Source organism: Mesorhizobium calcicola (genome assembly GCF_042682105.1).
GTDB lineage: Bacteria > Pseudomonadota > Alphaproteobacteria > Rhizobiales > Rhizobiaceae > Mesorhizobium > Mesorhizobium calcicola.
Genome location: NZ_JBHUGY010000004.1, coordinates 1 through 17,626 on the forward strand (window position 1 = coordinate 1; position 17,626 = coordinate 17,626).

Consider the following 17,626-nt stretch of genomic DNA (forward strand, 5'->3'; position numbering starts at 1 on the left):
GGCGCACGTCGTCGGCGAGCGCGGCGAATTCGGGCTCGGGATCGAGCGTCCGAGCTCGATTCCGAAGCGTACGACGACGCGATAGGAAGGAGGCAGTGTGTCCGGTGGGATTGCTGAAGCGAGGTGGAATTCCCTGGTTCGGGCGTCGCGATCTGCCGATCCTTGGGTTCGGATTCCTGGGCCGTGCGGCGATGATGCGTAGGCGCCCGCTCCGAAGCAGGCGCCAAGGATGAGGAACACGATGGCGTGGAAGCCGGCACCATGGCAAGGCCGACCATGATCACGCAGCAAGCGCCAGCGCTCGGGCGTCCGCAGCAGCTGACTGGTTATCTGCTGTCAAGGTCTCCGTTCCGTCGGCGCTGCCGACGCGCGTCACCATCGCACCGGCAGCCACGCGACGAGCAGTGCCGGTATCTGCGCCACCAGCCCGTCACCCACGGTCAGCAGCGAGTAGGTGCAGCCGCGTCCCCCAGGGACATATCGTGCTGCAGCGTTCCGACGGCGAAACCACCGACAAGGTTGACCAGAATGATCACGATTCCGGCGATGACGTCGCCCTTGACGAACTTCATGGCGCCGTCCATCGCGCCGAACAACTGGCTTTCACGCTCCAGCTGCTGGCGCAGACGGCGTGCCTCCGCATGATCGATGTCGCGTTGCGCAGCTCGGCATCGATACTCATCTGCTTGCGGCAGCGCATCGAGCGTGAAGCGCGCGGCGACCTCGGCGACGCGTTCGGCACCCCGCGCTAACCACGATGAACTGAGCGACGGTGATGATCCAGGAAGATGACCAGGCCCACCGCAATACTGCCGCCGACGACAAGGTGCCAAAGGCGGTAATGATGTCGCCCGCGTCGGCCTGGAGCAGGATCAGTCGCGTGGTCGTGATCGTGATGGCCAGCCGGAACAAGGTGGCGATGAGGATGACCGACGGCAGCGACGAGAACTGGAGCGGGATGAGAAACGTAAAACGAAGCCAGCAGGATCAGCACGCTGATGGCGATATTCGCGGTGATGGACATGTCGACGAGGAATGTCGCAATGGAATGAGCATCATCACCACGGCGACGAGCAACAGGAGGCAATGACCAGATCGCTGCGGCGTGACAGCCTGGCCAGGATTGAGAGTCGCTCCGAATGGTCATTCAACACCTCGTTGCGACAGGAAGCTCAGCAAGGCACTGCGCGCCTCGGTCTTGCGCCGGCCACGAGCAAGGCGCGGTCTTCAGCAATGCAAGCGCCGGGTGATCCATGCCTTCCAACGTCTCCAGCCTGGCAATCGTGGCAAGGGCCTTTTCCGCCTCGCCATCGAGTATGAGCAGATGAGCCAATGTCCTGAGGACGCCTGCGTCCGGCGAGAGCTGTGTGGCGATAAGCAGGTACGCGCGCCCCGCTTTGCCTGCCCGTGACACCCGTAGAGATAGCCCAGGACGTGCAGCAGATGCACCGTGTCATGCGGGTCGGTCAGATTTCGATCCCTTCCTGCATGCGACCAAGCAGATCGCATGGCGCTCTATACTCATCCTCCATCAGCGTTCTGGCGAGTGTCTTGAGTTGCTCGCCACCCTCAAGGTCAGGGACAGGTTCGTTATGAATGCTGGAGAATTGGCACGGACGCGACGCAGGATGGCTGGCTCGGGAATGCCGGGCATGACGAATTGCTGAGGATCTCGTCGAGCGATTCCCGGCCGCACCCGCAGAGGGCTGGAATTCCGCGGTGTCTGGCTTTCCGTACCAGTGGCGGACTTCGTCCCTGAGCACGGTTTGCGGCCTTGTCGCGCCATTCATCCGTCGCCGGTTGATCGATTGACCGCGTACGCCTTCGGCCTGTCGGACCTCGCGGCCGTCGACCTTGCCGTGTCGAAACCGCGGCCCTTCAAGCCGGCGGCTCACGGATATTTCAGCGCGACCGTGGCGCCGCCTTGGTCAGGACAAGTCCGTCTCGCCGATATGCTTTATCGTCCAGCCGTCATTCGTGAAGGCACTTCGTGGTAGCGTGCACCGACGGCCGCGATGACGTAAGGCGCTCGCCGTACCAGATGCTGCAGCGTCAGGCGCGGAGCCAGCTCCGCGTTGCCGTCATGACGTTGGAGACGAGGGCAAGTGGTGCGCGCCGAAACGCCTGGTCGAAACAGGATGCGTTTCAGTCCAGACGCCACTCTTGTCATTCGGATCATCCCCGAGACCACGAGGCGTCCCGATGATCGCTGAACGGTCAATGTGCTTATGCCTGAGTGCTCGAGATGCTGCTTGAGCTGGCAGCACGCCGCCAAGGAGGCGCTCAGGCAAGCGCTGGTCAATCTCGAGGCGATCCCGGCGCCTGCCGGCACCTTCGATATCGTGCTGTCCAGCGGCTGCCGGGCGTCATGCTGCACGAAGCCGTCGGCCATGGACTGGAAGGCGATTTCAACCGCAAGAAGACCTCGGCCTTCGCCGGCCTGCTGGGCCAGCAGGTCGCCGCCAAGGGGGTAACCGTCGTCGACGACGGCACCATGCGGAGCGACGCGGCTCGCTCACCGTCGATGACGAAGGCACGCCTTCCGCCCGCAACGTGCTGATCGAGGATGGCAAACTGGTCGGCTACATGCAGGATCGCCAGAACGCCCGGCTGATGGGCATGAAGGCCACCGGCAACGGCCGGCGCGAAGGCTATGCGCACCAGCCGATGCCGCGCATGACCAATACCTTCATGACGGCGGGCGACATGGAGCCGGAGGAAATCATCGCCTCGGTCAAGAACGGCATCTATGCCGTGTCCTTCGGCGGCGGCCAGGTCGATATCACCTCGGGCAAATTCGTGTTCGGCTGCACCGAGGCCTACATGATCGAGAACGGCAAGGTGACGCAACCGATCAAGGGCGCGATGCTGATCGGCAACGGACCTGACGCCATGCACCGCGTTTCAATGGTCGGCAACGACATGAAGCTCGACACCGGCATCGGCATGTGCGGCAAGGCCGGACAGGGCGTGCCGGTCGGCGTCGGCCAACCGCATTTGCGCATGAACCAGATGACGGTGGGTGGCACCAGGGTTTGATTGATCGGCCGCGCCGGTTGTTGTGGTCGCGAAAGCGTCCCTTCAGCCGCCGCCGAGGTAATGCATACCAGTTCCAACCTTGTCATCCTCACCAGCGCCGGCATTTCGGCGGCGTCGGGCGTCGCGACGTTCCGTGACCTCGACCGGGCCTGGGCCAAAGCCGGCGTTTTCCAGCTGAAGCCTGTCGGCACCTTGAAGTGAACACAATCCACATTAGGAAAGCGCGACCTGGACAATGAAAGGCCATACCATCCTGACGGTGAAAACCGACAAGGGCGATCTTGTCCTGGACAATCTGGTCAATGAGATCAGACCTTGGAATGCGACGGACTATTACTTCCTCAAACGCCCGTCCCAGCAGAACCCAAACACATGGGTGTCGATCAACCAACGGGGCGGCACGTCGAAACGACTGTCGCCAAGCTAGCAGGAGCTACGGCTACCGCCGCCGTTTCGGCTTCTCCAGCAACGCCACCGCCTCGACATGCGGCGACCACAGGAACTGGTCGATCGGCGTCACGCTTTTCAGGATGTAGCCGCCGTCGAGCAGAATGCGCAGATCGCGGGCTAGCGTGACCGGGTTGCAGGACACGGCGGCCACCCACGGAACATCCGAGCGCGCGAGCTGCTTCGACTGGTCCTCGGCGCCGGCGCGTGGCGGGTCGAACACCAGGCCGTCGAAGCCATTCAATTCCTTGAACGTCAGCGGCCGGCGGAACAGGTCGCGGCGTTCGCCCGTCACCCGCTTCAGGCCGGTGGCGAAGCGTGAGCCCCGGTCGAGCGCCGAAAGTGCGGCCGCGTCGCCTTCGACCGCATGGACTTCCGACTTCACCGCCAGCCGCAAGGCAAAGCTGCCGCAGCCGGCGAAAAGATCGGCGACCTTCTTGGCACGCTTCAGATGCCCGCCGACGATATCGGCCATCGCCTGTTCGGCGGCCTCGGTCGCCTGTAGAAAAGCGCCCGGCGGCACGGCGACAGCGACGCCGCCGAACATGACCACAGGCTTCCTTGGCTCGATGATGATCTCGTCATCGATGGACAGTCTGGCGAAACCTTGCGCAATGACGAAATTGGCGGCGATGCGGCGCTGGTGTTCGCCGAGCTTGCCGGATTCGTGAACCGCGACATCAAGGCCCGAACCGGTCACGGTGACCGTCAGCCGGAACGATTTGGTGGTGGCGCAAACCAGTTCGGCGAGCCCCTTCAGCCGATCGAACGCGCTGACGATCTCGGGCAGCGAGATCGGGCATTCCGATATCGAGATGATTTCCGGCGACAGATGACGATTGAACCCAAGCAGCATGCCTGTATCGGTGCGCCGGGCGGCGAGCACGACACGGCGGCGCGTGTGCGGTGCGCAGGCGACCAGTTCGCCGATGTCGCAATCGATGCCCTTCAAGGCGTGCACCACCTTTTCGCGTTTCCATTGGCGATAGGCTTCGGCTTCGAAATGCTGGAGCGCACAACCGCCGCATTCGGTGAAATGGCGGCAGGCCGGATCGATGCGCAGCGGCGAAGCTTCCAGCACCGCCATCAGTGCGGCGCGATCCCTTTCGCGCGCGGCGGTGACGACCTCGCCGGGCAATGTGAAAGGGATGAACAGGTCGCCGTTCTCGGTCTCGGCGATGCCGTCGCCCTGGGCGCCAAGTTTCCTGATGCTGAAGCGCGCGCTCATCGATCCTTGATCCCACCGAGCAGGAATTCACGGTTGCCGTCGCCGCCTTCGATCGGCGACAGATGAAGTCCGAGCGAGCGCCAGCCTGGAACGGTGTCCAGCCAATCCTGCAGCACGCCGGCGACACGGGCGGCATCGTAGGGATCCTTCAACAGGCCGCCCTTGCCGATCGCTTCGCGGCCCGCCTCGAATTGCGGCTTGACCAGAAACATGGCGCCGGCGCCAGCCTTCGCAATGGCAAGCGCCGGCGGCAGCGCCAGTTTCAGCGAAATGAAGCTGACGTCGGAAACGATGAAATCCGGGATCCGGCCGCCAAGATCGGCGACCGTGAGATCGCGAGCGTTCAGGGCCCTCGATGACAGTCACACGCGGGTCTCGGCCGACATCAGGATGCATCTGGCCATGCCCGACATCGATGGCGGTAACATGGGCCGCGCCGCGCTCGAGCAGGACCTGGGTGAAGCCGCCGGTCGAGGCGCCGATGTCGAGTGCTTCACGGCCGGCGGGATCGAGGCCGAAATGGTCGAGCCCGCCAATCAGCTTGAGCGCCGCGCGCGACACATAACCTTGCGCCGGATCATCGATGGCAATCAGGCACTGCGGCGAAACGTTCTGGCCGGGTTTGCGGGCAAGGACGCCGTCAACCTTCACCGTGCCACGTTCGACCGCGTCGCGGGCACGCGAGCGGCTCGCAAACAGTCCGCGCTGGACGAGCAGGTCGTCGAGCCGCTGGCGTGTGTTGGCAGGCAGAGGCGAGTTCATCGGCCTTCATGGCGAAAGCGCGTCGCGAAGGCAAGGATATTGGGGCGGGACCAGGAACATCGTCGAAAAGCGAGCGAACACACCAAGCCGCCGCACCGCTTGCGGGTATCGCATCAACCCGGCACAATGTTGAGGAGGGGCGCCGTTTATCCGAATGCGAGGGCCGGATGCTAACAGGAACCTGCCACTGTGGTGCAGCCCACTGGACCCTGGAGGGCGATCCCGGGCCGATCACCGCCTGCAGCTGCACGCTTTGCCGTCGCTATGGCGTGCTCTGGGCTTATGACTATGTCGACGAACGCATCCGCGTTGCGGGACCAGTGAAGCGCTATACCCGCGCTGGAAAAGATACGCCCTCGCTCGAGATTCTGTTCTGTCCTACATGCGCTTGCCTGCTCGCCTGGCGCGGCTTGAGCTCCGATGCCTCTGGCCGCACACGAATCGCCGTCAATGTAAGGCTTGCACCGCCGGATGCCGTCGCCGACTTGCCGATCGACCATTTCGATGGCCTGGACACCTACGACGACTTGCCGCGCGACGGCCGCTGTGTGCGCGACATGTGGTTTTAATCGCGACGCGCTTTAAGTCTCTGTCTTGTGCATGTCGTTGTCCCAAAACCACTGCGCACTTTTGGGCGACATGCACTAGAAAATGGTACGCGAAACCTGGCGATCGACGGCTGGAGCCAAACCGTCATCGCGATCTCCCGAAGCTTGCTCACGTGGATGCTCGGTCGCAACCGCAGGCGCCGGAACAGGATCCGGCAGGACGACCAGTTGCGGCACCTGCTTGTAGGAAAAGCCGCCGCGGATATCGCCCATCTTGCCGGCGATGATGCCCATGGCCGCCTTTTCAAGGCTGCGATCATAGCGCGTTTCGGCGACGGCCGGCGCGACGATGACCGCTGAAAGCGCCACGCCGCACAGAAGCGTTCTCATTGTTTGTCTCCCTGCCTGATCACCGATCTAGCAGGGCGCCGTTGAAAAACGGCCAAGAGACACGGTAAGCAAAGCGCCAAACGGCAGCGTTAACAATGCGTTAAGACGTCAAGCCGGCAAACTGATTGAAGCCCCTGAGACTTTGATTCAGGCGCGCTGGGCGCGGGCTGTATGGCCGAGGGCGACAAATACCGTGCGCACGATGCCGGCGGCATCCAGCCCGGCATCGGCATACATCTTTTCCGGCTTGGCGTGGTCGGTGAACGCGTCGGGCAGCACCAGCGGGCGCACCTTCAGGCCGCTTTCCAGCAAGCCCTCATGGGCGAGGAACTGCAGCACGTGGCTGGCGAAGCCGCCGACGGCGCCCTCCTCTACCGTCACCAGGACCTCGTGCGAGCGGGCCAGCCGGCGGATAAGATCCTCGTCGAGCGGCTTGGCGAAACGGGCATCGGCAACCGTGGTGGAAAGCCCGGCCGCGCCAAGCTCCTCGGCGGCGATCAGGCAATCCTGCAGCCGCGTGCCGAAGGACAGCAGTGCTACCTTGGTGCCTTCCCTGACGATGCGGCCCTTGCCGATTTCGAGGACCGCGCCGCGCTCCGGCATGTCGACACCAACGCCATTGCCACGCGGATAGCGGAAGGCGATCGGGCCGTCATCATAGCTTGCCGCGGTGCGCACCATGTGGCGCAGCTCCGCCTCGTCAGCCGCGGCCATGACGACGAACCCAGGCAAGGTCGCCAGGAAAGTGGTGTCGAAGGCGCCGCAATGGGTGGCGCCATCGGCGCCGACGAAGCCGGCGCGGTCGATCGGAAAACGCACCGGCAATTTCTGGATCGCGACGTCGTGGACGACCTGGTCGTAGGCGCGCTGCAGGAAGGTCGAATAAATCGCGGCGAACGGCTTGTAACCTTCGGTGGCGAGGCCGGCGGCGAAGGTCACCGCGTGCTGTTCTGCGATGCCGACATCGAAGGTCCGCGACGGAAACGCTTCGCCGAACAGGTCAAGGCCGGTGCCGCTAGGCATGGCGGCGGTGACGGCGACGATGCGGTCGTCCTCACGGCCTTCCTGGACCAAGCTTTCGGCGAACACCTTGGTGTAGGCCGGCGCATTGGCCGGCGCCTTGGCCTGCGCGCCGGTGATGACGTCGAACTTGTTGACGCCATGATATTTGTCGGCGGCGGCTTCCGCCGGCGCATAGCCCTTGCCCTTCTGGGTGACGACATGGATCAGAACCGGGCCTTCGCCATTGTCGCGGACATTTTTCAGGACCGGGATCAAATGCTCCAGATTGTGACCGTCGATCGGGCCGATATGATAGAAGCCGAGCTCCTCGAACAGCGTGCCGCCGGTGACGTAGCCGCGCGCATGCTCGACCGCCCGGGTGATCGCACGGTCGGCGCGCTTGCCGAGATAGGAGGTCAGTTTCTTGCCGAAGTCGCGCAGGCCGACATAGGTCTTGCCCGAGGCCAGTCGCGCCAGATAGGCGCTCATCGCACCGGTCGGCGGCGCGATCGACATGTCGTTGTCGTTGAGGATGACGATCAGCCGGGCATCGAGCGCGCCGGCATTGTTCATCGCCTCGTAGGCCATGCCGGCCGACATGGCGCCGTCGCCGATCACGGCGATGACATTGTTGCGGCCGCCGGAGAGGTCGCGAGCAGCGGCCATACCGAGGCCCGCCGATATCGATGTCGAGGAGTGGGCGGCGCCGAAGGGATCGTACTCGCTCTCGGCGCGACGGGTGAAGCCGGACAGGCCGCCCTCCTGGCGCAATGTGCGGATGCGGTCGCGGCGGCCGGTCAGGATCTTGTGCGGATAGGCCTGGTGGCCGACATCCCAGATCAGCCGGTCATCCGGGGTGTTGAAGACATAGTGCAGCGCCACCGTCAGCTCGACCACGCCAAGGCCGGCGCCAAGATGGCCGCCGGTGTGTGACACGGCGTCGATCAGCTCGGCACGAAGCTCGGATGCCAGTTGCGGCAATTCGCTCTCGGCAAGCGTGCGCAGGTCGGCCGGGATGCGGACCTTGTCGAGAAGCGGCGTATGCGGCGTTGAATTCACGGGTAGGCCTGCTCAGGCTTTCTGTTCATGGGCGGGATAGGCCGGCGGCCGGCGAAAGTAAATGCGTGTCAGTGACGCGGATCAGGCTTTAGGCCCCAAAACCGGGCCACTTTTGGGCGACTTGCATCAGCTTTCCGGCAGCGGGATGAATTCTTCCTCATCGCCAGGAACGATATCGAAGCGGCCCGTCTTCCATTCTTCCTTGGCCTGTTCGATGCGCTCCTTGGAGGACGAGACGAAATTCCACCAGATGTAGCGCTTGGAGCCGAGCGAGGCACCGCCGAACAGCATGAAATGCGCGCCGGTTTCCGACGATACGACGATCTCGTCACCGGGCCGGAACACCAACAAGCGTTCAGCAGGGAAAACGTCGCCTGAAATCGAGACCTCGCCTTCGAGCGTGTAGATGGCGCGCTCTTCCGCATCGGCCGGGATTTTCACACTTGCACCGGGTGCCAGACGCATATCGGCATACAGCGTCTCGGAGTCGGCCCTCACCGGCGACCGCAGTCCCTGGAAATCACCGATGACGACGCGGCCGCTGACGCCTTCGGCGTCGATCTCGGGGAGCCGCAGAGCAGCCGTGTTCTCGAACACCGGAGCCACTTCTTCCTTGCCGTCCGGCAATGCCAGCCATGTCTGCAGGCCGGAGACCGACATCGGCGCGCCGCGCAGTTCCTCCGGCGTGCGCTCGGAGTGGACGATGCCGCGACCGGCGGTCATCAGGTTCACGTCACCGGGCTGGATGACCATTTCGGTGCCGAGCGAATCGCGATGCCGGATCTTGCCGTCGAACAGATAGGTGACCGTCGACAGACCGATATGCGGATGCGGACGCACATCGAGCGCCTGGCCCGCGCGCAGGATCGCCGGGCCCATGCGGTCGAAGAAGATGAAAGGCCCGACCAGCCGCCTTTTGGCGGTCGGCAGAGCGCGGCGCACCTGGAAACCGCCAATGTCCTTGGCGTTCGGGATGACCATCAGCTCGATCTGGTCGCTGGCAAAGGCGTCGCCGACTTCAGGGTCTTTCCCGGGAAAGAAGCTCATGGACTCTCCTTGTCAGCGGTCGAGGACCGCTTCGGCCGCATCAGGCAAAGCGGATCGCCGCCTTCGCCCGCAGTTTGGCCGCCACCTCTTCGCGATTGCGAGGATGCTGATGGGTTTCGAGGGAATCGAGAAGCTCACGCGCCGATGCCGCGATGGCTTCGACCGCATGATCGAAGGCGTGCTGGTTCTGCCTTGAAGGCCGCGTCGTTCCGCTCAATTTGCGGACAAACTGAAGTGCGGCGTCGCGCACCTCGTCATTGGTTGCCGGCGGATCAAAATTGAACAGGGTCTTGATGTTTCTGCACATCGTTTCCGAACCTTCTCTTGTCCTGAAGCCGTTTCAATCGGGACGGCTGCTATCCTCGACCATGATCATGTCCAAAAGCCGGTGAGTCGAGACCATCGTGCGGATCGCGCCTCAGTCCGCGTCGAGCGGCTCTGTTCCAACCGGCTTGCCATCGCGCGACAGCCTGATCTTCTCGACCTTGTCCTCGGCGGCCTTCAGCAGCCGGTCGCAGTGTGCTTTCAGCGCCTCGCCGCGCTCATAGATCCTGATCGACTGGTCGAGCGGCACGTCACCGCGCTCCAGATCATCGACGATCTTCTCCAGCGCGTCGAGTGCCTGTTCGAAGCTCATCGCCTTGACGTCTTCGTTGGTCTCACCAGCCATCATTCATCCTTTCATCAGTCGCCCGACATGGGCGGCGACCGAAAATGCCAGTCCCTGCAGATCGTAGCCACCCTCGAGCAGGCTGACGAGCCGGTTGCCGCTGTGGCGCGTGGCGCGCTGCATCAGCTGGCCGGTCGCCCAGTCGAAATCATCCTCGGTCAGGTTGATCTCGGCCAGCGGATCGCGGTGATGCGCATCGAAACCGGCCGAAATGATGATCAGGTCGGGGGCGAAATTGTCGAGCGCCGGCAGCACACGCGACAGGAAAGCATCGCGAAAAACCTCGCTGCCGGTCTGTGGCGCCAAAGGTGCGTTGACGATGTTGCCGGCACCGGTCTCGTTCTTTGCCCCGGTGCCGGGGTAGAGCGGCATCTGGTGCGTCGAGCAATAGAGCACCGACGGATCGTCCCAGAAAATATCTTGCGTGCCGTTGCCGTGATGCACGTCCCAGTCGACGACGGCAACGCGCTCGACGCCATGTTTGTTCTGCGCATAGCGCGCCGCGATCGCCGCCGTGTTGAAGAGGCAGAAGCCCATCGCCGTGGTCTTTTCGGCATGATGGCCGGGCGGCCGCGCGGCGACGAAGACATTGTCGGCGCGGCCTGTGAAAACGTCATCCACGGCGGCGTTGGCGGCGCCGATCGCGGTTATCGCCGCCTGCCAGCTCTTCGGGCTGGCGGTGGTGTCGGCGTCGATGCGGGCGATACCGGTGTCGGGAATGGCGGCGCGGACGCGGGCGACGAAATCGGCGGGATGCGCGTAGAGGATGGTGGCGTCGTCGCCCTCCGGCGCCTCGACCCGATCGAGCGCGGCAAAAGCCTCGTCGTCAAGCACGCGTTCAATGGCGCGCAAGCGGTCGGGCCGCTCGGGATGGCGGCGGCGTGATGTGTTCGAGGAAGATCGGATGGGTGTAGAGACGAGTGACCATTGTCCTAATCTAGGCATCTATGGGCGCAATGGCCATGCGCGCCGACGCAATGACTGGGGAAAATCACGCCTGCGTCCTTTGGTGTCGCTGCGGGCATTGGCGTCCTCAGCACTTCGGCGTAAGGTCGCCGCCACTGCCTGGTGCCCCGCGCAAGCGGGAGAATCGGGAACACGGTTGAATTCCGTGGCGTGCCCAACGCTGTGAGGGGGACCGCGCCGGTAAATGCCACTGTCGATGACGGGAAGGCACCGGACGCGGGTTGATCCCGAGCCAGAAGACCGGCCTGGCAGGCATCGTCATCCGCATGGTCAGGCGGATGAAATGGATTGCAATCGCAAGGGGACACGCGATGCCCGAACACATGACCGCCTCTATTGGCGACGGGTTTGACCAGAGTGCGCGCGATGCGGTCTATCGCGCCGTGTTCACGCGCCGCGATGTCCGCAGCCATTTCCTGCCCACCGCGCTTGACGACGACGTGCTGGCGCGGCTGCTGCTTGCGGCTCATCACGCACCATCGGTCGGCTTCATGCAGCCATGGAACTTCATTGTCATTCGCGACGCCGGACGACGGGAAAAAGTGCGCGACCTGTTCCTGGCGGCGCGCGAGCAGGAATTGCCGGCCATCGGAGAGGAGCGGCAGGCGCTCTACCGCAAACTCAAGCTTGAAGGCATCTGCGAAAGCGCGCTCAACATCTGCATCACTTGCGACCGCCAGCGCTCGAAGGGTTCGCCGCTGGGACGTTGGCACAATCCGGAGATGGACCTCTACAGCACGGTCTGCGCGGTGCAGAATTTCTGGCTGGCGGCGCGCGCCGAAGGCGTCGGTGTCGGCTGGGTCAGCATCATCGAGGCGCAGGCGTTGAAAAGCCTGCTGTCAATTCCCGAGCATGTGACGCCGGTCGCCTATCTCTGCGTCGGCCGCGTCTCAGAGTTCGCGCCGAAACCGGATCTCGAAGCACACGGCTGGGGACGCCGCTTGCCGCTGCCGGAGCTGATCATGAGCGAGACCTTTTCCGGGCAAGGCGAAGCGCCGCTCAAATCGACCGTGGCGCGCCTCAACGGCGCCGATGCCGCACCGGCGACCGCGGCTGGTCAGCCTGTCGCGCCGGCCGTGCCCCAGCGCGAGCCGCCGAAGGAGGCCAGCGCCTTGTCCTTGAGTTCCCTGAACTTCGACGACGCCTCGGCCAGCCGGGCGTCCCAGGCGGGATCGGGCACCTGGCCCTCGATGGTCCCGAAATAGACCTGCATCAGGCAGGCGATGGCGAAGGGTTCGATGAAGGCTGCCTTGAAGGCCCAGGCGAAGACGATGGCGAGCACGAAGGCCCAGCCGGCGAGCTGGCCGGGCATGAGGAAAAGAATGGCGCCGGCCGGAGCCAGCATCAACAGGAAGATGACGAAGGACACGCCCCACATGATGACCGCCAGCCAGACGGCATTCTTGACCATGGTCTTGCCGTTCTGGGCATAGAGCACGACGCCTTGCCGGGCCGTCTCGAACGGCGAGGCTGAATTGATGCGGATGTTGTAGCCGAGGATGATCTCGTCGACATAGGTCAGCGACAGGCGGATCACCGTGTTGATGAAGCTGACCAGGCCGCTCAGGCCCGGTATCGGCAGGAAGGCGGCGATGCCGCCGATCAGGCCGGTAATGGCGCGGATGGCGCCCTTGACCAGTTGGTCGACGACGAAAAGGATGTTGGCCTCGGCAAAACGCTGGGTCACGATGTCCCTGGCGTAGGCAATCTGGTTCTGGCCGTCGGGAATGTCGCGGCCGTCGATCAGATGGACCATGACGGCGATATGGCCGGCCTTGACGACGTAAAGGATGTATTCGCGGATCCAGTAGACGGCGATCGAGACGACGCCGAAGCGACCACGCCGCCCCACAAGGCAAAGGGACAGCGGCCCGTCGGGATCGGTGGAGATATGACCGACGCCGTAGCCAACCGAGGCGCCCGTCCCGGTCGCCACGATATAGGCCAGCGTGATGCCGAAATAGACGATCATGCGAAAGACAATGAAAGGCCAGGTCCGCATCATGATGGACACCGACCTGCCGATATCGAATCCCACATGCCCCGAATCTCCCCCTAAGAGATGGCGGGAAAGGATGCGCTCAAACCGGCTATTGTCAATCGCGGGCAGTGGCTCCAGGTCGCCGGTGGGGACTTCAGTTCGGCTGCGGATCCGGCTTTTTGAGCAGACCCTCAAGCAGCTGCTTGAACGCCGTCACCACCTTCCTCGACGTCGCTTCGGGGTCATTCGAATTGGCGATCCGTTGCGCCGCCTGACTGCTCGCGCCGTTGATCAGCCGCGAGGCCGTCTCGGGGTCGAGGCTGGAGACGACCACTCCCTCCTCCTGCAGCGCCGTCAGATGACCGGTCATTGAAGCGATGCACGCATTGGCATTCGGCCATTGTGCCGGATCGCCCAGCATGGCCGGGCCATCCCGGAACATGATGCGCTGGATTTCCGGCTCCAACGCCATCTCGATATAGGTCGTGCATTCGTCGACGAAATACTGCCAGCGGGTCGGCGCTCTCGACGCGACCTCGGTCACCCGAGCAGCCATCTCGCCGTCGATTTCGGCGATGACCGCCTGCAGCAGTCCCTTCTTGTCGCCGAAATGATGATAGAGCGCGCCGCGCGTCAGCCCGGCCGACGCGGTGAAATCATCCATCGAGGCTTCGGCATAGCCGATCGTGCCGAAGGCATGGCGGGCCGCCGCGATCAGCTTGCCGCGCGTCTCGGCAATCATCTCCTTGCGAGGTTTGTGCATGGCTTCTGGCCTTATTAACATACGCCTCGTATGCCAATTGACATACGCGACGTATGATCTATTTAACAATCATACGCTTCGTATGTAATTGTCGAACCTGCCTTTGTCGAGGAACCGGACATGCAAAATCCCTATTCGGAAATCTTTCGCGCCCCGGCGCCAAGGGCTTTGCAGCTGCGGGCTTCATGGCCCGCCTGCCGATCGCGATGGCGCCGATCGGTATCGTGGCAATGCTGTCGCAGACGCGTGGCGAATACTGGCTGGCCGGCGCGGTCTCCGCGACATTCGCGCTGGGCAATGCTTTCGTGGCACCGCAAATATCGAGGCTGGTCGACCGCCTTGGCCAGACACGGATCGTGGTGCCGACCACCATCATCTCCGTGCTCGCTTTCGCGGTCCTGATTGCGGCGGCCAATCAGGACTGGCGGTATGGACGCTGTTCGTGTCGGCGCTGCTGGCCGCGGCGATGCCCAGCATCCCGGCAATGGTGCGCGCACGCTGGACCGAGATTTTTCGCGGGCGGCCGGAGATGATACCGCATTCGCCTTCGAGTCGGCGGCGGACGAGCTGGTCTACATTGCCGGCGCATCGCTGTCGGTCGGCCTGAGTGCCGCCCTGTTCCCGGAAGCGGGAATGCTGGCAAGCACAGTGTTCCTCGCCTTCGGCTCGACGGCGTTCATCCTGCAGCGTTCGACCGAGCCGCAGTGCGACCGGTGGAACATGGTTCGCGCGGCTCGGCAATTCGCCTGCGGCCGGTGCAGATCATCACCTTCGCCCTGATCTTCATCGGCGCGACCTTCGCGACGACGGAAGTGAGCACCGTGGCGATCACCAAGGAGCTTGGCCAACCCGGCGCCGCGAGCCTCGTCATCGGCGTCTACGCGCTGGGATCGTTCGTGCTCGGCATCATCGTCGGCGCGCTCAATCTGAAAGCACCGCTGCAACGCCAGCTGGCTATCGCGATCGCCATCATCGCGCTCAGCACATTGCTGCCGCTCTCCGCCGGCACGGTGCCTCTGCTGGCCTTGACCGTCTTCCTCAGCGGCGTGGCGATCTCGCCGACCTTCATCACGGCATTCGGCCTGATCGAGCGGCATGTGCCGGAAGCGATGCTGACCGAGGGCATCACCTGGGTGACTACCGGGATCGGCATCGGCATGGCGCTGGGCTCGTTCGCGGCCGGCTCGGTGGTCGACGCGTTCGGCGCGCAGAACGGGTTCTGGGTGTCGGTGGCTTCAGGCACAATCGCACTGGCCACGGTCCTGCTTGGCCAGCGCAGCCTTGCCACGCCTGAGTGCGACCTGGACGGGTGCGAAGCGGCCGCCGTTCCGCGCGGAATGAACCCCGAAGCGCCTGGTTCGAACGGGCCAGGCGCTTCGCGGCACTTACCTCGTCAGAGAATCTCGGTCTTGGCGATGTGGATGCCAAAACCCTCGAGACCGACATAGTGGCGCTCGCGTGAAGCGATCAGGTTGATCGAGGAAATGCCGAGATCTTTCAGGATCTGCGCGCCGAGGCCGATTTCGCGCCATTCGTTTTCGCGGCGGCGCGCCTCTTCGTGATCCTCGCGGTCGGTCGAAGCCGGCCGCTTGCGTTCCTGGTGGGCAACGCCGACGGAGCCTTCGCGCAGATAGACGATGACACCACGCCTGCGCTCGCCCATTGCCTTCATGATGGCGTCGAGCCGGTGGCTGGTGCCGAACACGTCGGTCACCACATCCTCGGAATGCAGGCGCACCGGCACCTCCTCGCCGTCGCGGATGTCGCCGAAGACAATGGCGACGTGATGCATGGAGTCCCACGGCAGCGTGTAGGTGAAGACCTGCGCCTTGCCGCCAAGCGTGTCGATTTCGGAGCAAGCCACGCGCTCGACCAGCGTTTCCTTGCGTTGCCGGTAGGCGATGAGGTCGGCGACCGAAACCTGTTTGAGACCATGCTCCTCGGCAAAGGCCGAAACCTGCGGGCCGCGCTTGACGGTGCCGTCGTCATTGACCAGTTCCGAAATGACGCCGACCGGCGCCAGGCCGGCGAGCTTGCACAGGTCAACCGCGGCTTCGGTATGGCCCGAACGCATCAGCACGCCGCCCTCGCGCGCGATCAGCGGAAAGATGTGGCCGGGACGGACGAAATCCGAGCCGCCGACATTGCCGTTGGCGAGATTGCGCACGGTCAGCGTGCGGTCCTCGGCCGAAATGCCTGTCGTCGTGCCGTGCTTGAAATCGACGCTGACGGTGAAAGCGGTGGTGTGGGCGGAATCATTGTCGGCGACCATCGGCGACAGGTTGAGCCGCTTGGCCTCCTCGCGCGGCATCGGCGTGCAGACGATGCCGGAGGTGTGACGGATGATGAACGCCATCTTCTCCGGCGTGCAATGGACGGCGGCGACGATCAGGTCGCCCTCGTTCTCGCGCCCGTCATCGTCCATGACGACGACGATCTCGCCGCGTTCGAAAGCGCGCAGGGCTTCGACGATTTTCTTCTGGTCGTAAGGCATAAAAGCTCGCTTCGCTCGCAGGGAGTAGGGAATAGGACAGTAAGGGAGTAGGGAAAAGCAAAAAATGGCGGTATCTGTAAGCCCTAATGCCTACTGCCTATTCCCTGCCCTGTCTGTCCCCGATGACGCAGATAGTGATCGGCAATGGCGCAGGCAACCATCGCCTCGCCGATCGGCACGGCGCGGATGCCGACGCATGGATCGTGACGGCCCTTGGTCATGATCTCGACGTCGTGGCCGTCCTTGTCGATCGACTTGCGCGGCGTCAGGATCGACGAGGTCGGCTTGACGGCGAAACGGGCGACGATCGCCTGGCCGGTCGAGATGCCGCCGAGGATGCCGCCGGCATTGTTGGACAGGAACACCGGCCTGCCGTCATTGCCCATGCGCATCTCGTCGGCATTCTGTTCGCCGGTGATGCGGGCAGCCTCAAAACCATTGCCGATCTCGACGCCCTTGACGGCATTGATCGACATCAGGCCGGAGGCAATGTCCTGGTCGAGCTTGGCGTAGATCGGCGCGCCGAGGCCTGCCGGAACGCCGTCGGCGACGATCTCGATCACCGCGCCGATCGACGATCCCGCCTTGCGGATGCCGTCGAGATACTGCGTGAAGACGGGAACGGAAGCCGGATCGGGCGTGAAGAACGGATTTTCCGCGTCGCCAACAAAATTCCAGTTCCAGTTGGCGCGGTCGATGGACTTTTCGCCCATCGAGACCAGGGCGCCGCGCACCACCATGCCCGGCACCACCTTGCGTGCCAACGCTCCGGCCGCGACTCTTGCCGCCGTCTCGCGGGCCGAGGAGCGGCCACCGCCGCGATAGTCGCGTATGCCGTATTTGACGTCGTAGGTGTAATCGGCATGGCCCGGCCGGTACTGGCGGGCGATTTCGCCATAGTCCTTCGAGCGCTGGTCGACATTTTCGATCATCATCGACACCGGCGTGCCGGTGGTGATCATCGTCTCGCCGTCCTCATCGAGCACGAAGCCCGACAGCACCTTCACCTCGTCGGGTTCGCGGCGCTGGGTGACGAAGCGTGACTGGCCCGGCCGGCGCTTGTCGAGATCGGCCTGGATGTCCCGGAGGGTAAAGCGGATGCCGGGCGGACAGCCGTCGACCACGCAGCCGAGTGCGGCGCCGTGGCTTTCGCCCCAGGTGGTGACGCGGAAAAGGTGGCCGAACGTGTTGTGAGACATAAAATGACCCTGCCCGGCGTCGGAGCCGGCT

At 63.8% G+C, this 17,626-nt stretch carries 16 protein-coding genes, 4 pseudogenes and 1 riboswitch; of the genes and pseudogenes, 7 read left to right on the top strand and 13 right to left on the bottom strand.

Going from position 1 to position 17,626, the window contains the following annotated elements:
• Positions 1 to 440: 440 nt before the first annotated feature.
• Both ACFSQT_RS02705 and ACFSQT_RS02710 read right to left on the bottom strand, forming a co-directional pair.
• Complete coding sequence (locus tag ACFSQT_RS02705; RefSeq protein ID WP_379016938.1) at positions 441 to 695, bottom strand: FHIPEP family type III secretion protein; 255 nt, start codon at positions 693 to 695, stop codon at positions 441 to 443.
• Positions 679 to 912 carry an FHIPEP family type III secretion protein gene (locus ACFSQT_RS02710; RefSeq protein ID WP_379016895.1) on the bottom strand — a complete coding sequence of 78 codons (234 nt, stop codon included), beginning with the start codon at positions 910 to 912 and terminating at the stop codon, positions 679 to 681. Before ACFSQT_RS02710 ends, ACFSQT_RS02705 begins: the two co-directional genes overlap by 17 nt.
• A 13-nt stretch (positions 913 to 925) precedes the next feature.
• Here ACFSQT_RS02710 and ACFSQT_RS02715 point away from each other — a divergent pair, with 13 nt between their 5' ends.
• From ACFSQT_RS02715 to ACFSQT_RS02730, 4 genes and pseudogenes are all read left to right on the top strand, one after another.
• Entirely contained in the window at positions 926 to 1,090 is a 165-nt protein-coding gene (locus tag ACFSQT_RS02715; RefSeq protein WP_379016896.1) for a hypothetical protein, read from the top strand.
• Between the two features lie 1,165 nt (positions 1,091 to 2,255).
• A pseudogene (locus tag ACFSQT_RS02720) lies at positions 2,256 to 3,039 on the top strand (metallopeptidase TldD-related protein); the annotation flags it as partial.
• A 60-nt stretch (positions 3,040 to 3,099) separates the two neighbouring features.
• A complete protein-coding gene (locus ACFSQT_RS02725) occupies positions 3,100 to 3,240 on the top strand; it encodes a hypothetical protein (protein WP_379016898.1) in 141 nt (46 codons plus the stop codon).
• A 34-nt stretch (positions 3,241 to 3,274) separates the two neighbouring features.
• The gene (locus ACFSQT_RS02730; RefSeq protein WP_379016900.1) at positions 3,275 to 3,466 is read left to right on the top strand and encodes a transglutaminase-like cysteine peptidase; all 192 of its coding nucleotides are present in this window, start codon (positions 3,275 to 3,277) and stop codon (positions 3,464 to 3,466) included.
• A gap of 12 nt (positions 3,467 to 3,478) precedes the next feature.
• On the opposite strand, the gene ACFSQT_RS02735 is transcribed toward ACFSQT_RS02730, so the two are convergent.
• Positions 3,479 to 4,714, bottom strand: a complete 1,236-nt coding sequence (locus ACFSQT_RS02735) for a class I SAM-dependent RNA methyltransferase (protein ID WP_379016902.1) — start codon at positions 4,712 to 4,714, stop codon at positions 3,479 to 3,481.
• Positions 4,711 to 5,476 (bottom strand): annotated as a pseudogene (locus ACFSQT_RS02740) (TlyA family RNA methyltransferase). The gene ACFSQT_RS02735 and the pseudogene ACFSQT_RS02740 overlap by 4 nt, the downstream one beginning before the upstream one ends.
• Before the next feature lie 167 nt (positions 5,477 to 5,643).
• On the opposite strand from ACFSQT_RS02740, the gene ACFSQT_RS02745 reads away from it, so the two are divergent.
• Positions 5,644 to 6,045 carry a GFA family protein gene (locus ACFSQT_RS02745; protein WP_379016903.1) on the top strand — a complete coding sequence of 134 codons (402 nt, stop codon included), beginning with the start codon at positions 5,644 to 5,646 and terminating at the stop codon, positions 6,043 to 6,045.
• 75 nt (positions 6,046 to 6,120) lie between these two features.
• Here the strand turns inward: ACFSQT_RS02745 and ACFSQT_RS02750 are convergent, their stop codons facing one another.
• The 6 genes and pseudogenes from ACFSQT_RS02750 to ACFSQT_RS02775 form a co-directional block, all read right to left on the bottom strand.
• Entirely contained in the window at positions 6,121 to 6,414 is a 294-nt protein-coding gene (locus ACFSQT_RS02750; RefSeq protein ID WP_379016904.1) for a hypothetical protein, read from the bottom strand.
• Positions 6,415 to 6,561: 147 nt separating this feature from the next.
• Positions 6,562 to 8,475: a 1-deoxy-D-xylulose-5-phosphate synthase gene (dxs, locus tag ACFSQT_RS02755; RefSeq protein WP_379016906.1), complete on the bottom strand. Its 1,914-nt coding sequence runs from the start codon at positions 8,473 to 8,475 to the stop codon at positions 6,562 to 6,564.
• Between the two features lie 126 nt (positions 8,476 to 8,601).
• Positions 8,602 to 9,522, bottom strand: a complete 921-nt coding sequence (locus ACFSQT_RS02760; protein ID WP_379016908.1) for a pirin family protein — start codon at positions 9,520 to 9,522, stop codon at positions 8,602 to 8,604.
• A gap of 40 nt (positions 9,523 to 9,562) precedes the next feature.
• Complete coding sequence (locus ACFSQT_RS02765; RefSeq protein ID WP_379016910.1) at positions 9,563 to 9,829, bottom strand: DUF2277 domain-containing protein; 267 nt, start codon at positions 9,827 to 9,829, stop codon at positions 9,563 to 9,565.
• Between the two features lie 111 nt (positions 9,830 to 9,940).
• The gene (locus ACFSQT_RS02770) at positions 9,941 to 10,192 is read right to left on the bottom strand and encodes an exodeoxyribonuclease VII small subunit (protein WP_013532792.1); all 252 of its coding nucleotides are present in this window, start codon (positions 10,190 to 10,192) and stop codon (positions 9,941 to 9,943) included.
• A gap of 3 nt (positions 10,193 to 10,195) precedes the next feature.
• Positions 10,196 to 11,120, bottom strand: a pseudogene (locus tag ACFSQT_RS02775) (histone deacetylase family protein).
• Positions 11,121 to 11,241: 121 nt separating this feature from the next.
• A riboswitch (cobalamin riboswitch) is annotated at positions 11,242 to 11,421 on the top strand.
• Between ACFSQT_RS02775 and bluB the strand changes: the two are divergent.
• Positions 11,380 to 12,363 carry a 5,6-dimethylbenzimidazole synthase gene (gene bluB / locus ACFSQT_RS02780; protein ID WP_379016912.1) on the top strand — a complete coding sequence of 328 codons (984 nt, stop codon included), beginning with the start codon at positions 11,380 to 11,382 and terminating at the stop codon, positions 12,361 to 12,363. It overlaps the preceding riboswitch by 42 nt.
• Positions 12,364 to 13,293: 930 nt before the next feature.
• On the opposite strand, the gene ACFSQT_RS02785 is transcribed toward bluB, so the two are convergent.
• A complete protein-coding gene (locus ACFSQT_RS02785) occupies positions 13,294 to 13,902 on the bottom strand; it encodes a TetR/AcrR family transcriptional regulator (protein WP_379016914.1) in 609 nt (202 codons plus the stop codon).
• A 120-nt stretch (positions 13,903 to 14,022) separates the two neighbouring features.
• On the opposite strand from ACFSQT_RS02785, the pseudogene ACFSQT_RS02790 reads away from it, so the two are divergent.
• Positions 14,023 to 15,215: pseudogene (locus ACFSQT_RS02790) on the top strand (MFS transporter); the annotation flags it as partial.
• A gap of 80 nt (positions 15,216 to 15,295) precedes the next feature.
• On the opposite strand, the gene ribB reads toward ACFSQT_RS02790, so the two are convergent.
• Together ribB and aroC are read right to left on the bottom strand one after the other, a co-directional pair.
• Positions 15,296 to 16,396, bottom strand: coding sequence for a 3,4-dihydroxy-2-butanone-4-phosphate synthase (ribB, locus tag ACFSQT_RS02795; RefSeq protein WP_379016915.1), 1,101 nt, complete (start codon positions 16,394 to 16,396; stop codon positions 15,296 to 15,298).
• An 83-nt stretch (positions 16,397 to 16,479) separates the two neighbouring features.
• The gene (gene aroC, locus ACFSQT_RS02800; RefSeq protein WP_379016916.1) at positions 16,480 to 17,595 is read right to left on the bottom strand and encodes a chorismate synthase; all 1,116 of its coding nucleotides are present in this window, start codon (positions 17,593 to 17,595) and stop codon (positions 16,480 to 16,482) included.
• Between the last annotated feature and the right edge of the window lie 31 nt (positions 17,596 to 17,626).